Consider the following 17,273-nt stretch of genomic DNA (forward strand, 5'->3'; position numbering starts at 1 on the left):
ATGAGCGGCTTGGTGATAGACGGAGTGAACCATGACTGGGGCGCGCGGCGCGCGCTCGATGGCGTGTCCTTCTCTGTCGAACCGGGCCGTTTCTGCGCGCTGCTCGGACCGAACGGCGCGGGGAAATCCACACTGTTCGGCATGCTCACGCGGCTCTTCACGCCGGGCGCCGGCCGCATCTCCGTCATGGGCCACGACATTGCGCGCGAGCCGCGCGCCGCGCTCGCCCGCATGGGCGTCGTGTTCCAGGCCCCGACGCTCGACCCCGACCTGACCGTCAGGCGGAACCTGCTTTATTTTGCGGCCCTCCATGGTCTTTGTGGACGGGAAGCCGAAGGACGCATGACCGCCATGCTCGAGCGGCTCGGCATGGCCGAGCGCGCCCGGGAGAAAGTGTCGGCGCTGAACGGTGGCCACCGCCGGCGCATGGAAATCGCCCGCGCCCTCATGCACCGGCCGGCGGTCCTGCTGCTGGACGAGCCTACGGTCGGCCTGGATGCAGCCTCGCGCGCGGCGATCACGGAACACGTCCACCATCTTGCCGCGGAGGGGATGACCGTACTTTGGGCGACGCATCTGGTTGACGAGGTACGGCCGGAAGATCGCCTCGTCATTCTCCATCGCGGCCGGGTGCTTGCCGATGGCGAGGCCGGCGGGATCGGTGGCGCCGACCTGACGAAATGCTTCCTCGCGCTTACGGGAGACCAGCCGTGACGACGAAGGAGGTTCCGGCATCAGGGCCGAGGGCCGCTGGACCTTCCGGCCCGCGCCCGCTGGTCGCGCTGCGGGCGATCCTCCAGCGCGAAGCCTTGCGCTTCCTCGGCCAACGTGGCCGTCTGGTCGCAGCGCTCATCAGGCCGCTCGTCTGGCTCTTCGTCTTTGCCACCGGCTTTCGTGCCGCACTCGGCCTGTCGATCACACCGCCCTACCAGACCTACATCACCTACGAGATCTATATCGTGCCGGGACTCGTCGGGATGATCCTTTTGTTCAACGGTATGCAATCCTCCCTCAGCCTCGTCTACGACCGGGAAATGGGATCGATGCGGCTCCTGCTCACGGCGCCGCTGCCGCGCTGGTGGCTGCTCTTCTGCCGGCTTCTCGCCGGCAGCCTGATCGCGATCCTGCAGGCCTATGCGTTCCTGGCGATCGCGGCGCTCTACGGCATCCGCTTTCCCTGGTCCGGGTATCTCGCCGCTGCCCCCGCGATGGCGGTCGCAGCGATGATGCTCGGCGCACTCGGCCTGTTGCTCTCCTCGCTCGTCCGCCAGCTGGAGAACTTCGCCGGCGTGATGAACTTCGTGATCTTCCCGATGTTCTTCCTGTCCTCCGCGCTCTATCCGCTGTGGAAGATGGCCGAGGCCTCGCCGCGGCTGAGGGATCTTTGCGAACTCAATCCCTTCACCCATGCCGTCGAACTCATCCGCTTCGCGCTCTATGCAAAGGGCAATCCGATGGCGCTTGCTGTCACGGTTGCCGCCTTCGTCGTCTTCGGGCTCGCCGCGGTCTGGGGCTACGACCCCGCCCGCGGGCTTATCGCACGCAAGGCCTGACGGATTTCGACGGACAAGAGGTTTTGCCGAAAAGGAGAACGGCCGTGCGCCTTGCCGTCCTGGCCGCCAGCCTTCTGCTTCTTTCCGCCAGTGCCGCACGGTCACAGGCGGAAGAGCGAACGAGCATGGCCAATCCGCGCCATCGGCTGCTACCTCGCCAGGCCCGACTCTCATGAAACGGCACGCCGCCTCTCCGTCGACGAGGCGGCAAGCGGCGGGTTTGCCCCCGCAATGTGTCTGCGGGATGAGCTACGACCTCGGCGTCGTCACACCGGATGCGCCGACAATCGCAAATATGCTCCGGCTTTTTGGTCCTCGCAGGCAATCCGCGCAGGCCGCCCTTCGAGGCGCAGGATGCGTCCGGCGAGCCGCTCGGCCTCGGCACGCGCGTGGGTCACGAGGAGGGTCGCGCAGGTCCGAGCGGCGATCAGGCGTTCGAACAGGTCCATCATCTCGCAGGCGAGCGATGGGTCGAGGCTGACGAAGGGCTCATCCATCAAGAGCAGGTCTGGCGACGAGGCGAATGCGCGCGCCAGCGACAGCCGCCGCTGCTGGCCGACAGACAGCATGCCGGGGAAACGATCGCCAAGCCCGTCCAGCCCGACATCCTCCAGCCAGTGCAGCGCTTCCTCTTCGGATATACGGGCGACGATCGTGAGGTTTTCGGCCGCGGTCCGCCATGGCAGGAGGACGGGCTCCTGAAAGACCATCGCCAATCGTGCCGTCGCCTGGCGATGCCCTGCAAAAGTGCAGTCGAGGCCAGCGGCGATACGCAGCAGCGACGTCTTGCCGACACCGGACGGGCCGGTGAGCGCCACCGTCTCGCCCGGAGCCAGCGAAAGCTTGATCGGGCCGAGCACGCCGCACGGCCCGCCACATCGAAGATCCAGGCTAAGGACCGGCTCAACTGCCGGGATGATGGAAGACGCCATCGGGCAGTTCTTTCAAATCCCCGACCAGATCGGCACCGCCAAGCTCGGCCATAATGGCAAGCATGCGCGCGGCGGCTTGCTCGTCGACGGCACCGGCTTGCGGCCGGCCTGCGAGGAAGCCCGCCTTGAGCGCCTCGAACTCCGCGTCGTTCTGCGCCCGCATCATCGGCCGGATGCGTTCCCATGCCACCGGATCGGAGGCAAGCCTGTCCTTGGCCTGCCGCGACGCGACCGCCATTGCCTCGCCGAGGCCGGGATGGGCCTTCAGCACCTCGCCGCGAACCACATATCCTATGAGCGGCGTTTCCGGATCGAGCCCGAGGGCCGCGGCGGCGTCATCGACCGCGATCAGCGTGCGCATGCCCGCAGCCTGCATCCGTGCGCCGAAGTTCCAGAAATTCAATGCCGCCTGCACGTCACCGTCGACGGCCGCTTTGTAGATGAGCGGCGGAGCGCCGAAAACCTGCTCGGTCGCGCCGGCAAGGTCGAAATCCTCCACCTTAAGCGCATAGGCGCGCAGGATCAGCCAGCTCTTGTCGACCGGGCCGCCGGCAACGCCGATCCTCTGCCCTTTGAGGTCGGCGAGACTTTTGGCGGGACTGTCGGCAGCCACCATCAGCCCGCCAACCGTGCGCGAATAAGGAATGAAGACAAGGTCGCGGCCGGCAGCCCGCTGCCGCGCCACCCAGAGCCAGTCGGAAACAATCACATCCACCTCGCCGGCGACAAGCGCGAGCTGCGCCGCGGGAGCGCCGGCCACGTCGCTGACCGCAATCGAAAAGCCGTTCGACCGGTCGAAACCATAGTGGCGGATGGTGTCGACCTCCCAGTTCACGGTGCCCGAGAGCTGCAATGCAGCGCGCAGGACGGGCGTTTCGGCAAGCGCCGGCAAACAGGACAAAAGCGCGGCGACGGCCGCGCCGGCAAGTGATTTCATCAATGTCATGGGTTTCTCCTCCCGCGATTGGCCGATGCTATCCGCGGCGCGGTCTGCCGGGAATACGACCTATTGGGGGGGCGGCACGGCCCGGTGATCTGCCGGATCGGGCGTATTACGACCAAGGTCCAATTCATCTCACAACCGACTGCGCAGATGATCCGCGCTGTGGAGCCCGCACCCTGCTGCGGGCATGGAGTGGGAGGATGTCATGAGGAGTCTCGTTCTGGCCGCGATTGCGGCCATCGCCTGCGCAAGTGCCGCACAGGCGGGCGTAACGGAAGAAGATCTTGCTAAGGACGCCGAGACCGTCGGCGACGTATTGACCAACGGCATGGGACGCGGCCTGCAACGTTTCTCGCCGATGGAGACGCTGAACACGAAGAACGTGAAGAATCTGCTGCCGGCCTGGGCGTTCTCGCTCGGCGGTGAGAAGCAGCGTGGTCAGGAAAGCCAGCCGATCATCTACGATGGCACCATGTATATCACCGGCTCCTACAGCCGCCTCTACGCCATCGACATCAAGACCGGCAAGGAACTCTGGCAGTATGATGCGCGCCTGCCGGAAGGCATCCTGCCTTGTTGCGACGTGGTCAACCGCGGTGCGGCGATCTTCGGCGACAACATCTATTTCGGCACGCTCGATGCTCGCCTCGTGGCGCTGAACCGCAAGACGGGCGACGTCGTCTGGAACAAGAAGATCGCCGACTACAAGGAAGGCTACAGCTATACCGCCGCGCCGTTGATCGTGAACGGACTCGTCATCACGGGCAATTCCGGCGGTGAATTCGGCATCGTCGGCGAAGTTCAGGCGCGCAATGCCGAGACCGGCGAGCTTGTCTGGACCCGGCCCGTGATCGAGGGCCACATGGGCACCTACCAGGGCAAGGAAAGCACGATGACCGGGACGCTGAACGCGACCTGGCCGGGTGACATGTGGAAGACCGGCGGCGGTGCGACCTGGCTCGGCGGCTCCTACGACGAAGACACGAAGACTCTGGTTTTTGGCGCCGGCAATCCCTCGCCGTGGAACGGCCACCTGCGGGCCGCCGGCAAGCCGGTCGAGGGCAACAAGGGTGACAACCTCTATGCCGCATCCCGCCTCGGCATCGACCCGGAGAACGGGGAGATCAAGTGGCATTTCCAGACCACGCCGCGCGAGGGCTGGGATTTCGACGGAGTGAACGAAGTCGTTCCCTTCATCGATAAGGACGGCAACAAGCGCTTTGCGACTGCCGACCGCAACGGCTTCTTCTATGTGCTGAACCGCGAGGACGGCAAGTTTGTCGCTGCCCATCCCTTCGTGAAGAATATCAGCTGGGCGAAAGGCATCGATGAAACGGGCCGGCCGATCTACAACGAGGACAATCGCCCGGGCGATCCGTCGGCTGCGGCGGACGGATCGAAGGGCCAGCAGGTCTTCGCCGTCCCCTCGTTCCTCGGCGGCAAGAACTGGATGCCGATGGCCCACAGCCCGAAGACAGGCCTTTTCTATGTTCCCTCCAACGAGTGGGGCATGGATATCTGGAACGAACCGATCAGCTACAAGAAGGGTGCCGCCTACCTTGGCGCGGGCTTCACCATCAAGCCGCTCTTCGAGGATCACATCGGCAGTCTAAAGGCGATCGACCCCAATACCGGCGAGATCAAGTGGGAATACAAGAACGGCGCCCCGCTCTGGGGTGGCGCGATGACCACTGCCGGGGGCCTCGTCTTCTTCGGCACACCCGAAGGCGATTTCGTCGCGCTCAACAACGAGACCGGCGAGGAACTCTGGAAGTTCCAGACTGGCTCCGGCATTGTCGGCCAACCGGTCACCTGGGAACAGGACGGCGAGCAATATGTCTCCGTGATTTCCGGCTGGGGCGGAGCAGTTCCGCTCTGGGGCGGGGAAGTCGCCAAGAAGGTCAACTATCTCAACCAGGGCGGCATGGTCTGGACCTTCCGTCTACCGAAACAGCTGGCATCGCTGGATTGAGAAGGTGGGGCCGGGCGGAAACGCCCGGCTTCCTGCTTCTCAATAGAACCCTCAAGGCCGATGAAGACGGACGAAATCGATGTTAAGCTATCGCCAGCCTATTCGGGAATATCGCGTGATGCCAGTTCCAGCCCCAGAGAAACCCGTGCGCGAGCTAAAATCGGCGTTGATCGTGGATGATCATCCGCTTTTCTGCGATGCGCTGGCGATGACCCTGACGGGCTCGGTCGGAATTCCCGACGTCGAAGCCGTCGGGACGCTGGAGGCGGCGCTGGCCAGACTGGAATCAGGGCCCCTCCCCGATGTGGTGGTGCTTGATCTCAATCTTCCTGACGTAAATGGGCTTGACGGGGTGATACGCCTGCGCCGTGCCCTGCCGGAAACGCTGATTGTCGTCGTGTCGTCACTCGATGAGATCCGCGTCGTTCGGGCTGCGCTGAAGGCCGGTGTCAATGCCTTTGTTCCCAAGCATTCCGAGCGCCATGAGTTCCGCGAAGCCTTCGCCGTCATAGCGCGGGGAGAAATCCACGCGAGCCGCATGGCACTCGAAGCCTCGGCACCCACGCCATCCGAAGAAGCGGTGAAGCGGCTGGCCTTGCTAACGCGCCAGCAGGCGCGCATCCTCCAGCTCGTCTGCGCAGGCAGAATGAACAAACACATCGCCTATGAGCTCTCCATCGCGGAAACCACTGTAAAGGCCCATGTCACCGCCATTATGCGCAAGCTCGGCGTGCAGACGCGCATGCAGGCCGTGCTCTTCGCGCAAGAGGCGAGTTTCAATGTCATGGCGACCGACGCATGAACGGAATCCGTGCTGGTTCTCGGCCACGGCAGATGCTCTAACTTGCTGGCGGGGGAAACGGCGGAGGAGGCCATCACCCGTGGAAGAACAGTTCATTGCGCATGCGCTCGCATCGGCGCATGACGTCCACGCGATCGAGCGGCTGGCTGCAAACCTCGGCCCCGGCCCGTTTTCGCTTGTCCTGTTGTTTGTATCGCCGGAGGCCGAGGTGCCATCGATCGTTGTGGACGCGGCAAAAGCCTGGCCGGATACGCGCATCGCCGGCTGTACCACCGCCGGAGAAATCTCCGGCGCCGGCTATGACGAAGGAAGCATCGTCGCTGTCGGTTTCCGCATTCGCCATTTTGCGGCGGAAACGCTGCTCATTCCCGATCTGTCCCACCTTGTGGCAAGCGACCTTTCGGAGGCCTTGCTCCATATAAGACAATCGCTCGCCCGCGATCACGGACATCTCCCGGAGGAATTCGCGCTGCTCCTCGTCGACGGACTGTCTGCGCGCGAGGACGAGCTTGCTTCGGCGCTAGCCGCGGGGACAGGGGCAATGCCGCTCATCGGCGGCTCGGCCGGTGACGGCACGCATTTCCGCGAGACCCTCGTCTTCGACGGAGAGCGGCTTCTCGCGAATGCCGCAATAATTTCCGTCATGCGCGGCGCCTGTCCCCTGCGGGCTTTCAAGATGGATCATATCAGGCCGACGGAGCGGCGGATGGTCGTGACGGAAGCGGACCCGGCCGCCCGCATCGTGCGGAAAATCAATGCCGAACCCGCCGTGCACGAATATGCCCGCCTCATTGGCATGCAGCCGACGAGCATCGACACCCTCACATTCGCGATCCACCCGCTCACGGTCCGGATGGGTGAGCGACAGCACGTGCGCGCCATCCAGCGTGTTCTTCCGTCCGGAGAGCTCCTGTTCTTTTCCGCGATTGACGAGGGCATGGTGCTGACGATTGCCGAGCCGCACGATCTCGTGGACCACCTGGCCAGTGAATTGCAGGCCCTGAAGCAACCGGGCGACCCTGTTGCCATCCTCGCCTTCGACTGCATCTTGCGACGCGTCGAGGCCCAGGAAAAGCAGATGACCGGACGGGTTTCGGAGCTTCTGCGCCAACATGGCGTGATCGGATTCTCCACTTATGGCGAACAGATTGGCCCGATGCACGTCAACCACACGATGACCGGCTTTGCCTTCTACCCACCCGGCACCAGCGTCTCGGGAAGCGATCCATGAACAAGCGCTTGTCCGAAGACCTGCTCGACCCGACCATTGGCGACGCGCAAAACCTCGAAAGGATGCTTGTCATTGCCGATGCCCTCATTCGCCATGTTGAGCAGAGTTCCGGCGACAGGGGCGCGGCTTTCGAGCAATTCCGCCGCGCGGCCGTCTTGGAGGACCGGGTGCGCCAACGTACGCGCGACCTCGAGACGACGCTGAAGCAACTCAACGATGCCAACAGCGCCGCGGAGCGAGCCAGGCGCGACCTGTCCCAGGCTATCGAGGCAGTCGATGAAGGCTTTGCGCTTTTCGATCCCTCCGACATGCTCGTCCTCTGCAATTCCCGCTTCTGTCGCGACCTTGTCGATGTTCGCCCGAAGCTCTCTCCCGGCATTGCCTTCGCCGACTATGTGGAGATCGTCAGCCGTTCCACGATGCTCGCCCTTCCCGAGGGTGTGACGATCAAGGCCTGGGCGGCGGAACGCATGCGACTGCATCGGACGCGGCAGGTCTTCAATGTCGGGCTCAGCGGCGACCGCTGGCTTCAGGTCAGCGAGCAACGGACCGCCGATGGCGGTACCGTTATTCTCCAGACCGACATCACTGACATCATCCGCATGGAGCGTTCTGAACGCGGCAAGCTCCTGGACGACCAGGCGCGAATGATCCGCGCGACGCTGGAGCACATCAACCAGGGTGTCGGCATCTTCGATGCCAATCGCAGGCTGGTCGGCTGGAACAGCCGGGTCGCGCAGCTACTCGATATCCCGTCCAGGCTGCTGCGCCGCGGGACCCCTTTTGACTTGCTGGCCGATCGTATTGCCAGGACAACAACGCTCGGCGACGGGTTCTCCGCCGACATGCTTCGCCACTGGGTCGACGGCGGAGTTCCACGCGAACCGCTTTCTTTCGAACTCCGGCACGCATCCGGCGTTGTTCTCGACGCCTTCGCCCAGGAAATGCCTGGCCGTGGCTTCGTCATGTCGTTCGCCGACGTGACGCGCGAGCGTCTCGCCATCCACGCGATGATCAGGGCGAACAGCTCGCTTGAGGCGCGTGTGGCAGCGCGCACCGGAGACTTGGCGGCAGCACTCGCCGAAGCGGAGCGCGCCAATTCCGCCCGCGTCCGCTTCGTCGCGGCGGCGAGCCACGACCTCCTACAACCGCTTTCAGCGGCAAAACTCTTCGTCGCCGCCGCGCGGGACGATGCAGGGGCGACGCCGATGTGCGGGACATTGGAAAAGGCGCACAACGCCCTTGTCAGCGTGGAGGGAATCCTGGGAGCGTTGCTGGATATTTCCCGGCTGGAAGCCGGTGGAGCCGCGGTAGACATCGGGCCGGTATCGCTTTCGGTTCTGCTCAAGCAACTGACTGATGAATTCGCGCCCATTGCCGCCCGCAAGGGTCTTCGGCTCGATATTCTGCCCTGCAGTCTTACCGTGTCGAGCGACCCGACCTATCTGCGCCGCATTCTCCAGAACCTGATCAGCAACGCCATTCGTTATACGAGCACCGGCCGTGTCCTGGTCGGGCCGAGACGGCTGAGAGGGCATGTGCGTCTTGAGGTGCACGACACTGGACCAGGCATCGCAGTGGATCAACAGCAATCGATTTTCCGCGAGTTTCATCGCATCCAGGGCTCTGCATCCGCGTCCGAAGGGATGGGGCTGGGCCTTGCGATCGTCGAAAGGGCCTGCGGCCTGCTTGGCCACCAGTTGGCGCTTTATTCGGAGCCTGGACGCGGCACCTGTTTCGCCGTCGATCTGGCCGTTGTCGCGCACCACGCCGCACCCGCTTATCGGGAGACCGCGCTGACAATACCGGAGGAACCTGGCGATAATTCCGATCGTGTCGCGCTTCTTGTGGAAAACGACGAGGACCTGCGTCGCGCCATCGCTCTGCTGCTGGAGCGCCGCGGGGTCAGCGTACTCGAGGCGGCAAGCGGCGAAGAGGCGCTCTCCCTGCTGGAAGAAATCGGAATCGTGCCCGATCTCTATTTGGTCGACCAGCAGCTCGACGGCACGCTCACAGGCATCGAAACCGTACAGGCCTTGCACGACGAATACGGCGAACGCCCGACGCGCATCCTCACGGCCAATCGCACACCACAGACACGCCTTGCCGCCGACGCCGCAGGCATCGAGATCATGTACAAGCCGATCGCCGCCGATGCTCTGGAAGCCTTCGTACTTCATTCCAGCTGACCCGGCCGGCTGACCCGGCACCAAGGTCGCATTGCGGCCCGACCTTGCAGATGGGACATCCCTTCCACCTGAATTGGAGGAGGAAGGACATGAAGATGCTACGCGCGGCGACCGCCCTGATGATCCTCGCGAGCTCGGCGACACACGCGGCCGAGCACACCATAAAAATGATGAACAAGGGCGAAAGCGGCAGCATGGTCTTCGAACCGTCCGCCATCGCCGCCGCACCGGGCGATACGATCCGTTTCATCCCGACGGACAAGGGCCACAATGCGGAGGGCATCAAGGGCCTGCTTCCGGAGGGTGTAAAGCCTTTCAGGGGCAAAGTGAACGAGGAATACGTGCTGACGGTCACGCAACCCGGCTTCTACGGCGTGAAGTGCTCTCCGCATTTCAGCATGGGCATGGTTGCCCTCATCCGCGTGGGCGAAGGTTCGGCCAATCTCGACGCGGCGAAAGCGGTGAAACTGCCTAAGAAAGCGGCTGAGCGGATAACGGCTGCCTTCGAGACATTGGCGGGAACTCGATAAACCGCTTCGACTTGCACCTGCTTTGCCCCTGACGGGACTGCGACGCCAGCGATCGAGACCTTGGTCGCATTGTGAAGCCGCCCCGGTGGGTGCAGCCTGACTGCGTCAACTCTCTACATTCTGGAGGAGAAGAAAATGGCCTGGAAGAAACCCGTCATCAAAGACATCGCCTGCGGCATGGAAATCAACATGTACGGCCCGTCGGAAGATGATCCGCATCCCGAACACCCGTTCTGAGGACGCGGTGCGCATCGTCATTCTCGGGGCAGGCGCCGGTGGCGGTCTGCCCCAATGGAACTGCGGCTGTGTGCAGTGCACCGCAGCACGTAAGGGCCTGATCCTCCCGATGACGCAGAGCACGCTGGCGGTCAGCGCCGACGGTGTCGACTGGGTCCTGCTCAATGCATCCCCGGATCTGCGCCATCAGCTTGCCGCCTGCACATCACTGCACCCAACAAGCCTTCGAAGCAGCCCTGTCAAGGCCGTGGTGCTGACAAACGGCGACGTCGATCATATCGCCGGTCTTCTCACGCTGCGCGAGAAAACGGCCCTGACGCTATACGCCACCGACGCCACGCACCGGGTTCTGTCGGAGAACACGGTTTTCGGCGTTCTCGACCCGACGTTGATCGAGCGAAAGACCGTCGTCCTCGATCAACCCTTTAGTCCGCGTCCCGGTTTGACGATCACGCCCTATGCGGTGCCCGGAAAGATCCCACTTTATCTGGAAGGTGAGACACCCGATCTGGAAATGATGGGGGAACAAACCGTCGGGCTGCGACTGCAATCGGAAGGGCACGACGTGCATTACCTGCCGGGCTGCGCCGCCTTGCCAGACTGGCTTGTAGCACAGCTGGAGCACGCTGACCTGGTGCTGTTCGACGGGACCATCTGGAGCGACGACGAAATGCTCGCGTCGGGTACCGGCTCCAAGACCGGAGCCCGCATGGGGCACGTGGCGATGAGCGGACCGGATGGCTCGCTGGAACGCCTTTCCGGGCTTCGGGGGCGGCGCCTCTACACCCATGTCAACAACACGAATTCTGCGCTGATGCCCGAGAGCGACGCTCGTGCGGCTATCACGGCCGCCGGTTGGGAAATCGCAAGGGACGGGATGGAGATTGTCCTATGAACAGCAGCCCGAAGCATGACGACTGGCCGTTGAGCCGCGCGGAATTCGAGGCGCGCCTGCGTCGCGTCGGTGAGGAACGCTACCACGACAAACACCGGTTTCATGATCGCCTTCATGGCGGTGAATGCACCATGGACGAACTGCAGGCCTGGGTGATCAATCGCTGGCAGTACCAGTCCTCCATACCCATGAAGGACGCCGCTTTCCTGTCGCGCTGTCGCGACCCGGACCTACGCCGCATATGGCGATCCCGCATCGAGGACCATGACGGCGCGGTCGAGGATGGCGGTGGCATTCGCCGTTGGCTGAAACTCGCGCAGGGCGTGGGACTCGATCCCGCTTATGTCGCCTCGGGCCGCGGCGTGATGCCGGCCACGCGCTTTATCGTCGACGCCTACATCCGCTTCGTGCGCGACGAACCGCTCATCGCCGCCATGGCAAGCTCGCTGACCGAGATGTTTGCGCCCGCCATCCATACGCGGCGCATCGCCGGCCTGCTGGAGCACTACGATTTTGCCGACCCGGAGACGATTGCCTATTTCCGCCACCGCCTGACGGAGGCGCCGAAGGACGTGCAGTTCACGCTCGACTGGGTCCTGACCCAGGCCCTGACCCGTGCGGACCAGGAGGCGGCCGTCGCCGCCTTGACGTTCAAGACCGACGTCCTGTGGGCCCAGCTCGACGCACTCTGGTACGGCTATGTCGACGGTCATATACCGCCGGGCGCCTGGAAGCCCGGCGAGGGCCAGATGGTAGGTCGTCCATGAGCGTCAGTCTCGTTCCTCTATTGCCACGCGGCATGCGCCTGCACCACGACCGGGTCCGCGACGCCATGGTCCTGCTTGTCCCGGAGCGGGCGTTGCTGCTCGACGAGATCGGCGCCGCCATCCTTGGGGAGGTGGACGGCCGATCGACGCTCGCGGCGATAGCAGCCCGGCTGGCGGAGCGGTATGGCGCGCCTCAGCCAGATGTGGCGGCCGACGTTCGCACCTTCCTCGACGGGCTCGTTGCCCAGCGTCTGATGGACTACCAATGACCAATCGCCCGGGCCCGCCGATCGCTATGCTGGCTGAACTGACGCATCGCTGCCCCCTGTCCTGCCCCTACTGTTCCAATCCACTCGAATTGGTAGCGCGCGACCGGGAAATGTCGACGGACGTCTGGGAGAGTGTCTTTCACGCGGCGGCCGATCTCGGCGTCTTGCAGCTTCATCTTTCCGGTGGCGAACCGGCATCGCGGCGCGATCTTGAAGATCTCGTCAAGGCAGCACGCGAAGCAAGGCTTTACGTGAATCTGATAACCTCCGGCATCGGTTTGACGCCGAAGCGGCTCGATGCCCTTGAGGCCGCGGGGCTTGATCATGTGCAACTCTCGCTGCAGGCGACGACCGCCGAAAAGGCGGACTGGATCGGCGGTTACAGCGGCGCTTTTGCCCGCAAGGTCGCCTTTGCCGCGGAAGTCTGCCGCCGTGGCGTTCCGCTCACCGTCAATGCTGTCATGCACCGCCATACGATCGATGATATCGAGCATGCAATCGCATTCGCAGCGGATCTCGGCGCGCGGCGCGTCGAGATTGCCTGCGTTCAGTTCTATGGGTGGGCGTTGGCAAACCGGGCGGCGCTGCTGCCCTCCCGAGACCAGGTTCTCCGCGCGAAGGATGTCGTTGCCGGCGCTCGGGCGGCCTATGCCGGTCGTATGACGATCGACTTTGTTCCCCCGGATTACTATGCCGATTATCCCAAGGCCTGCATGGGAGGTTGGGGCTCGACCGGTATCAACATAGCCCCCGACGGAACCGTCTTGCCGTGCCATGCCGCAGCGACGATACCGGGGCTTCAGTTCGACCGGGTAACAGACCGCAATCTCGCCGAGATCTGGTACGATGGATCGGCCTTCAATGCATTCCGCGGCCACGAATGGATGCAAGATCCCTGTCGCAGTTGCGCCCGTCGCGACCGTGACCACGGTGGGTGCCGCTGCCAGGCAATGGCCCTTGCCTCCGATCCCTCCGTAACCGACCCGGTCTGCCGCCATTCACCCGCCCGGTCCGTCGTGGACGACGCGATTTCACAAACGGCTGCATCACCACCGCCATTCAAATATCGCACGCTTGCGCAGTGAAAGACAAAGCCGGAACGCGAGGTGCAGGTTGCGCCCCGAGCAAATTTCCCTGCCCCCTGGAGGGCCGGCTCTCAGTGCAAATCGGCACTCTGTCGCATTTACCAGCAACAAGAATGGAATGACAGATAGTTAACAAGTTCATATTCGTAACTTGATAGCAGGATATGATGCGCCGTTCGGATATTCACGTCGAGGATCGGCCAGCCGGGTTTCACTCGGTGACCAGCAGTTCCGGCGCAACGCAATCCTGGAATGCGCTTGCGAACCACATGCCTCCCAGGCGCCGCCAACCGCGACCGGTTTGTCCGCTTTTGTGGGATGGAGCCGCGTGGGGGCGTCCGGAAGAACTGAAGAATTTAAATCCTGCCAGCAACGTGTTCTCCCGGAATTCCAGCCGGGAAAACAAGCCGCAAAGGCGATCCTGGATCACGCCTCAGTCATGTTTGACAGGGCCGTGAACGCGACGCCCTTGACCGACAGCGCCTTTCGGATCGCGCGCGCCAGCGGCACGGCCCCCGGCGTATCCGAATGCACGAGGATGGAGCGGGCATGCATATCAATGACCTGCCCGTCGATCGCTTCGACAGTGCCCTTACGAAGAAGACGGAGAACACGCGCGATCACCGCACCTTCGTCCTGGATGACGGCTCCCGGCAGAGCCCGCTGCGCCAGATGGCCGTCGGCAGTATAAGCCCGGTCGGCCAGAAACAGGTGATGGCATTTCATGCTCATGCCCGATGCCGCCTGTTCCAGCGCCGAACCGGGTAGGACGAGGAAGCGCATATCCGGATCGAAGGAGAAGGTTGCCTTGACCAGGATTTCGGCGATGGCCGGGTCGGCGGAGGCCTGGTTGCCGAGTGCGCCATGCGGATTGAGATGAGTGATGCGATGCCCGGTTGCCCGCGCGATCGCATGCAATGCCCCGAGCTGGTAGAGAATATGCTTTTCCAGCTCATTGGCATCCATTGCCATCGGCCGGCGTCCAAAACCCATGCGATCGGGGTAGCTGACATGAGCGCCCAGATCGACGCCATGTTCCCGCGCCAGCCGCACCGTGCGATCCATGATGACAGGATCGCCGGCGTGATAACCGCAGGCGACGTTGGCCGACGTGATCAGCGGCATCAGCGCCGCGTCGTCGGCAATCGTGTACGGGCCGAAACCCTCGCCGAGATCCGCATTCCAATTCCTTCCTTGCCGTCAGCTACGCGCAATGAGCTCGAAAACGGGTGTTCCGTAGCCGACGATATAGGCTCGACAATCCTTCCCTGGTCCGCGGCCAATGCGGTGCGCGATTCCGACGAACATGTCGCCGTGCTCCGGATCGTTAAGCCGTCAATGAACGTCAAGATATCGCTCTGCGTCTCAGACCAGTTCCCGCTTTCGGAGCCCGCTCTGGCAGTCAACGACATACTGGCCGAGCTTGCCCACTCATTCGCGGCGAGCGACGACGCTCATGGCGTGCAGAAAGCCTAAGAGATTCAGTGGCGAATTGCGTGTGGAGAGGGCTCGCTCCAAGATCCGGCGCCACCTCACACGAAAGCCAAGACGGGTGCGGCACCGGTCGGAAGGTCGGCAAGGGACGTACGTTTCGTCCATTGGCGACCGTCTTCTGATTGACCCTGTAGCGTTTCGAAAGCGCTCTCAGGCTCTCTTGCCTATTTTGCATTGCTCGACGGACTGCCTCTATCGTTGCGGCACCGCCCTGTAGAACACGGCCCATACGTGCCTCCTTCCAGTCAAAGGCAAACAATGCACCATCAAAAACCAGATACCCCGGGCTCCCCTCGCCCTCGCCACGTCGTCCGCAAACATGTGCTTGACCTTGCCATCATGGGAGGGACTAGCCTTGTTGCCGTGAGAACCACGCTTGACGCAGGTCAAGGCCGGGAGGCGCGGACAGGTTAATCTGACGCCGTTTGGGGAATGCCATGGAACCGACGACACGCCGTTATGTCTTGCGCATATTGAGCGCCGCGTTGTTGGCGTTCGCGGTGTTTGTCGGCTTGCCGACCGCCCATGGCGACGTTCGACAATGCGCCGATATCGCTCAGACGCATTCCGCCGGAGAGCCGGCATCCCACCATCAACCGGATGCAACACATGAAGCATGCTGCGGCAGCATATGCATGGCCTGCATGGACGCGGCGGCACCTTCGGCTGAAATAGCTGAAGCGGAATTTCCCGGCGCTTCCTTGGCACGACCATCCACCTGCCTGTCCGGACGGACACCATCTCCGGGCTTCGAGCCGCCGCGATCAATTGCCTGATGCAGCGTCCGCGCCAGCGGGCACACGCAACCCATCAGCAGCGTCGGCCATTGCGACGCAGATCGAGAGACACATCATGTATCGCCGCCAATTTCTCAAGGCGCTCGCCGCCAGTGCAGCCGCCACCTATCCGCTCCTCAACACCTGGCCAACCGGCGGTGCGCACGCCGCCGCCACGCCGCAGGACCTCGCCATCGGCAAGCGGACGCTCGAGGTCAACGGTCGTGCAGCCACCGTATTCGGCCTGACGGGCCCAGGCGGGAAACCGGGCCTGGAACTCGTGGCCGACACCGATTTCAACGTCAGGCTCCACAACGACACCGAGGAAAGCACGCTCATCCATTGGCACGGACTGACGCCGCCATGGCATATGGACGGTGTTCCGGACAATCCCGCCGCTCTTTTAACCAGCAAACAGAACCGGATTTACAATTTCCCTGTCGGTAGGGGCGGAACCCACTGGATGCACGCCCACACGCTGCAGGAACAGAGCCTTCTTGCCGCACCTCTCATTGTACGGACGGCGGAAGATTTGGCTCGAGACGAGCAGGACGTTGTCATCCTTCTCCATGACTTCTCGTTCAAGTCGCCGGAGGAGCTTCTCGCCGGTCTGAAGAGCGGCAGTTCAACCCATGGTGAAATGAACATGGGCCATCAGGGCATGATGCAACGGATGATGCCGATGATGAAGAGTGGCGAAATGCCGATGAACCATCAGGGTATGACCATGCCGGGTATGGCGGACATGGATGTCAACGATATCGAATACGATGCCTATCTCGCCAATGACAGGACGCTTGACGATCCGGAGGTCGTTCGCGTCGAGAAAGGTGGACGCATCCGCCTCAGGATTATCAATGGCGCGACGGCAACCGCCTTCACCATCGACACGGGGGCAGTTGCCGGATCGCTCGTCGCGGTGGACGGACAGGATATCATACCTGTCGCTGGCAACCGCTTCCCGATCTCCATGGGCCAGCGCGTCGACATCCGCCTGCAACTTCCCTCCGCGCAAAAGAGTTTCCCAATTCTGGCACTTCGGGAAGGAGCAGCCGAGCGAACCGGCATCATTCTCGCAACTCCGGAAGCGGCGGTCACGAAGATATCGGCAAAAGGATCGGAAATGGCGCCGGTCCTTGATCTCGCGCTGGAGGAGAAGCTGCGCGCCGCAGTGCCGCTGGTTGGGCGCTCGCCTGCCCGTCGATACGGCGCGACATTGATGGGCGACATGGTGTCCTATGCCTGGGCTATCGAGACCTCGGAATCCCTGAATGTGAACAGGAACGAACGGGTCAGGATCACGATGCGCAACATGTCGATGATGTCGCACCCGATGCACCTGCATGGTCATCATTTTCAGGTCGTCGAGATAAACGGCACCGCATTCAGCGGGGCGGTCCGCGACACCGTCATGCTACCGATGATGTCCCAGGTGGTCATCGAGTTCGACGCCGACAATACGGGGCGATGGCCGCTTCACTGCCACCATCTCTACCACATGGCCGCCGGGATGATGTCCTTTGTCAGCTATGACGACGCGTGACGAGAGCGAGCGGGTTATGACGCACGACCATCACCATCATCACGCCGGCGACAGC

18 protein-coding genes and 2 pseudogenes are annotated in these 17,273 nt (G+C 63.0%); 16 read left to right on the plus strand and 4 right to left on the minus strand.

The features are described 5' to 3' along the window. Nucleotides 1–714, plus strand: coding sequence for an ABC transporter ATP-binding protein (locus tag LXM94_RS06550; protein ID WP_235770359.1), 714 nt, complete (start codon nucleotides 1–3; stop codon nucleotides 712–714). Continuing rightward, the gene (locus LXM94_RS06555) at nucleotides 681–1,553 is read left to right on the plus strand and encodes an ABC transporter permease (protein WP_408015594.1); all 873 of its coding nucleotides are present in this window, start codon (nucleotides 681–683) and stop codon (nucleotides 1,551–1,553) included. Before LXM94_RS06550 ends, LXM94_RS06555 begins: the two co-directional genes overlap by 34 nt. A gap of 266 nt (nucleotides 1,554–1,819) precedes the next feature. Here the strand turns inward: LXM94_RS06555 and LXM94_RS06560 are convergent, their stop codons facing one another. Together LXM94_RS06560 and LXM94_RS06565 are read right to left on the minus strand one after the other, a co-directional pair. Next, entirely contained in the window at nucleotides 1,820–2,485 is a 666-nt protein-coding gene (locus LXM94_RS06560; protein WP_268965042.1) for an ABC transporter ATP-binding protein, read from the minus strand. Then, on the minus strand, nucleotides 2,457–3,422 hold the full coding sequence (locus tag LXM94_RS06565) for an ABC transporter substrate-binding protein (RefSeq protein ID WP_408015595.1): 966 nt from the start codon (nucleotides 3,420–3,422) through the stop codon (nucleotides 2,457–2,459). The genes LXM94_RS06560 and LXM94_RS06565 overlap by 29 nt, the downstream gene beginning before the upstream one ends. A 211-nt stretch (nucleotides 3,423–3,633) precedes the next feature. Here LXM94_RS06565 and LXM94_RS06570 point away from each other — a divergent pair, with 211 nt between their 5' ends. From LXM94_RS06570 to pqqE, 11 genes and pseudogenes are all read left to right on the plus strand, one after another. Beyond that, nucleotides 3,634–5,400, plus strand: coding sequence for a PQQ-dependent methanol/ethanol family dehydrogenase (locus LXM94_RS06570; RefSeq protein ID WP_235770362.1), 1,767 nt, complete (start codon nucleotides 3,634–3,636; stop codon nucleotides 5,398–5,400). A gap of 79 nt (nucleotides 5,401–5,479) precedes the next feature. After that, on the plus strand, nucleotides 5,480–6,202 hold the full coding sequence (locus tag LXM94_RS06575; RefSeq protein ID WP_235770363.1) for a response regulator: 723 nt from the start codon (nucleotides 5,480–5,482) through the stop codon (nucleotides 6,200–6,202). Beyond that, nucleotides 6,180–6,905, plus strand: a pseudogene (locus LXM94_RS06580) (FIST signal transduction protein); the annotation flags it as partial. The gene LXM94_RS06575 and the pseudogene LXM94_RS06580, both read left to right, overlap by 23 nt. 3 nt (nucleotides 6,906–6,908) lie before the next feature. Then, entirely contained in the window at nucleotides 6,909–7,433 is a 525-nt protein-coding gene (locus LXM94_RS06585; protein ID WP_235770384.1) for an FIST signal transduction protein, read from the plus strand. Further along, entirely contained in the window at nucleotides 7,430–9,622 is a 2,193-nt protein-coding gene (locus LXM94_RS06590) for a PAS-domain containing protein (protein WP_235770364.1), read from the plus strand. The genes LXM94_RS06585 and LXM94_RS06590 overlap by 4 nt, the downstream gene beginning before the upstream one ends. A gap of 95 nt (nucleotides 9,623–9,717) precedes the next feature. After that, complete coding sequence (locus LXM94_RS06595) at nucleotides 9,718–10,152, plus strand: pseudoazurin (RefSeq protein WP_235770365.1); 435 nt, start codon at nucleotides 9,718–9,720, stop codon at nucleotides 10,150–10,152. Nucleotides 10,153–10,287: 135 nt separating this feature from the next. Next, nucleotides 10,288–10,389, plus strand: coding sequence for a pyrroloquinoline quinone precursor peptide PqqA (gene pqqA / locus LXM94_RS06600; RefSeq protein WP_235770366.1), 102 nt, complete (start codon nucleotides 10,288–10,290; stop codon nucleotides 10,387–10,389). Continuing rightward, nucleotides 10,361–11,284 (plus strand): pyrroloquinoline quinone biosynthesis protein PqqB, encoded by a 924-nt coding sequence (gene pqqB, locus LXM94_RS06605; protein ID WP_235770367.1) that lies wholly within the window; start codon nucleotides 10,361–10,363, stop codon nucleotides 11,282–11,284. The genes pqqA and pqqB overlap by 29 nt, the downstream gene beginning before the upstream one ends. After that, nucleotides 11,281–12,051, plus strand: coding sequence for a pyrroloquinoline-quinone synthase PqqC (gene pqqC, locus LXM94_RS06610; protein WP_235770368.1), 771 nt, complete (start codon nucleotides 11,281–11,283; stop codon nucleotides 12,049–12,051). Before pqqB ends, pqqC begins: the two co-directional genes overlap by 4 nt. Continuing rightward, nucleotides 12,048–12,320, plus strand: coding sequence for a pyrroloquinoline quinone biosynthesis peptide chaperone PqqD (gene pqqD, locus LXM94_RS06615; RefSeq protein WP_235770369.1), 273 nt, complete (start codon nucleotides 12,048–12,050; stop codon nucleotides 12,318–12,320). The genes pqqC and pqqD overlap by 4 nt, the downstream gene beginning before the upstream one ends. Continuing rightward, nucleotides 12,317–13,405, plus strand: a complete 1,089-nt coding sequence (gene pqqE, locus LXM94_RS06620; protein ID WP_268965043.1) for a pyrroloquinoline quinone biosynthesis protein PqqE — start codon at nucleotides 12,317–12,319, stop codon at nucleotides 13,403–13,405. Before pqqD ends, pqqE begins: the two co-directional genes overlap by 4 nt. A gap of 426 nt (nucleotides 13,406–13,831) precedes the next feature. On the opposite strand, the gene LXM94_RS06625 is transcribed toward pqqE, so the two are convergent. Then, nucleotides 13,832–14,530 carry a LamB/YcsF family protein gene (locus tag LXM94_RS06625; RefSeq protein ID WP_329605590.1) on the minus strand — a complete coding sequence of 233 codons (699 nt, stop codon included), beginning with the start codon at nucleotides 14,528–14,530 and terminating at the stop codon, nucleotides 13,832–13,834. On the opposite strand from LXM94_RS06625, the gene LXM94_RS26145 reads away from it, so the two are divergent. After that, the gene (locus tag LXM94_RS26145; protein WP_329605592.1) at nucleotides 14,417–14,881 is read left to right on the plus strand and encodes a hypothetical protein; all 465 of its coding nucleotides are present in this window, start codon (nucleotides 14,417–14,419) and stop codon (nucleotides 14,879–14,881) included. The two genes, LXM94_RS06625 and LXM94_RS26145, sit on opposite strands and share 114 nt — an antisense overlap. Nucleotides 14,882–14,964: 83 nt before the next feature. Here LXM94_RS26145 and LXM94_RS06630 read toward each other — a convergent pair. Then, a pseudogene (locus LXM94_RS06630) lies at nucleotides 14,965–15,128 on the minus strand (IS481 family transposase); the annotation flags it as partial. Between the two features lie 208 nt (nucleotides 15,129–15,336). On the opposite strand from LXM94_RS06630, the gene LXM94_RS06635 reads away from it, so the two are divergent. After that, a complete protein-coding gene (locus tag LXM94_RS06635; protein WP_235770371.1) occupies nucleotides 15,337–15,675 on the plus strand; it encodes a hypothetical protein in 339 nt (112 codons plus the stop codon). Nucleotides 15,676–15,751: 76 nt separating this feature from the next. Further along, nucleotides 15,752–17,218, plus strand: a complete 1,467-nt coding sequence (locus tag LXM94_RS06640) for a multicopper oxidase family protein (RefSeq protein ID WP_235770372.1) — start codon at nucleotides 15,752–15,754, stop codon at nucleotides 17,216–17,218. Nucleotides 17,219–17,273 lie beyond the last annotated feature (55 nt).

Source organism: Rhizobium alarense (assembly GCF_021555155.1).
Taxonomy (GTDB): domain Bacteria; phylum Pseudomonadota; class Alphaproteobacteria; order Rhizobiales; family Rhizobiaceae; genus Rhizobium_D; species Rhizobium_D alarense.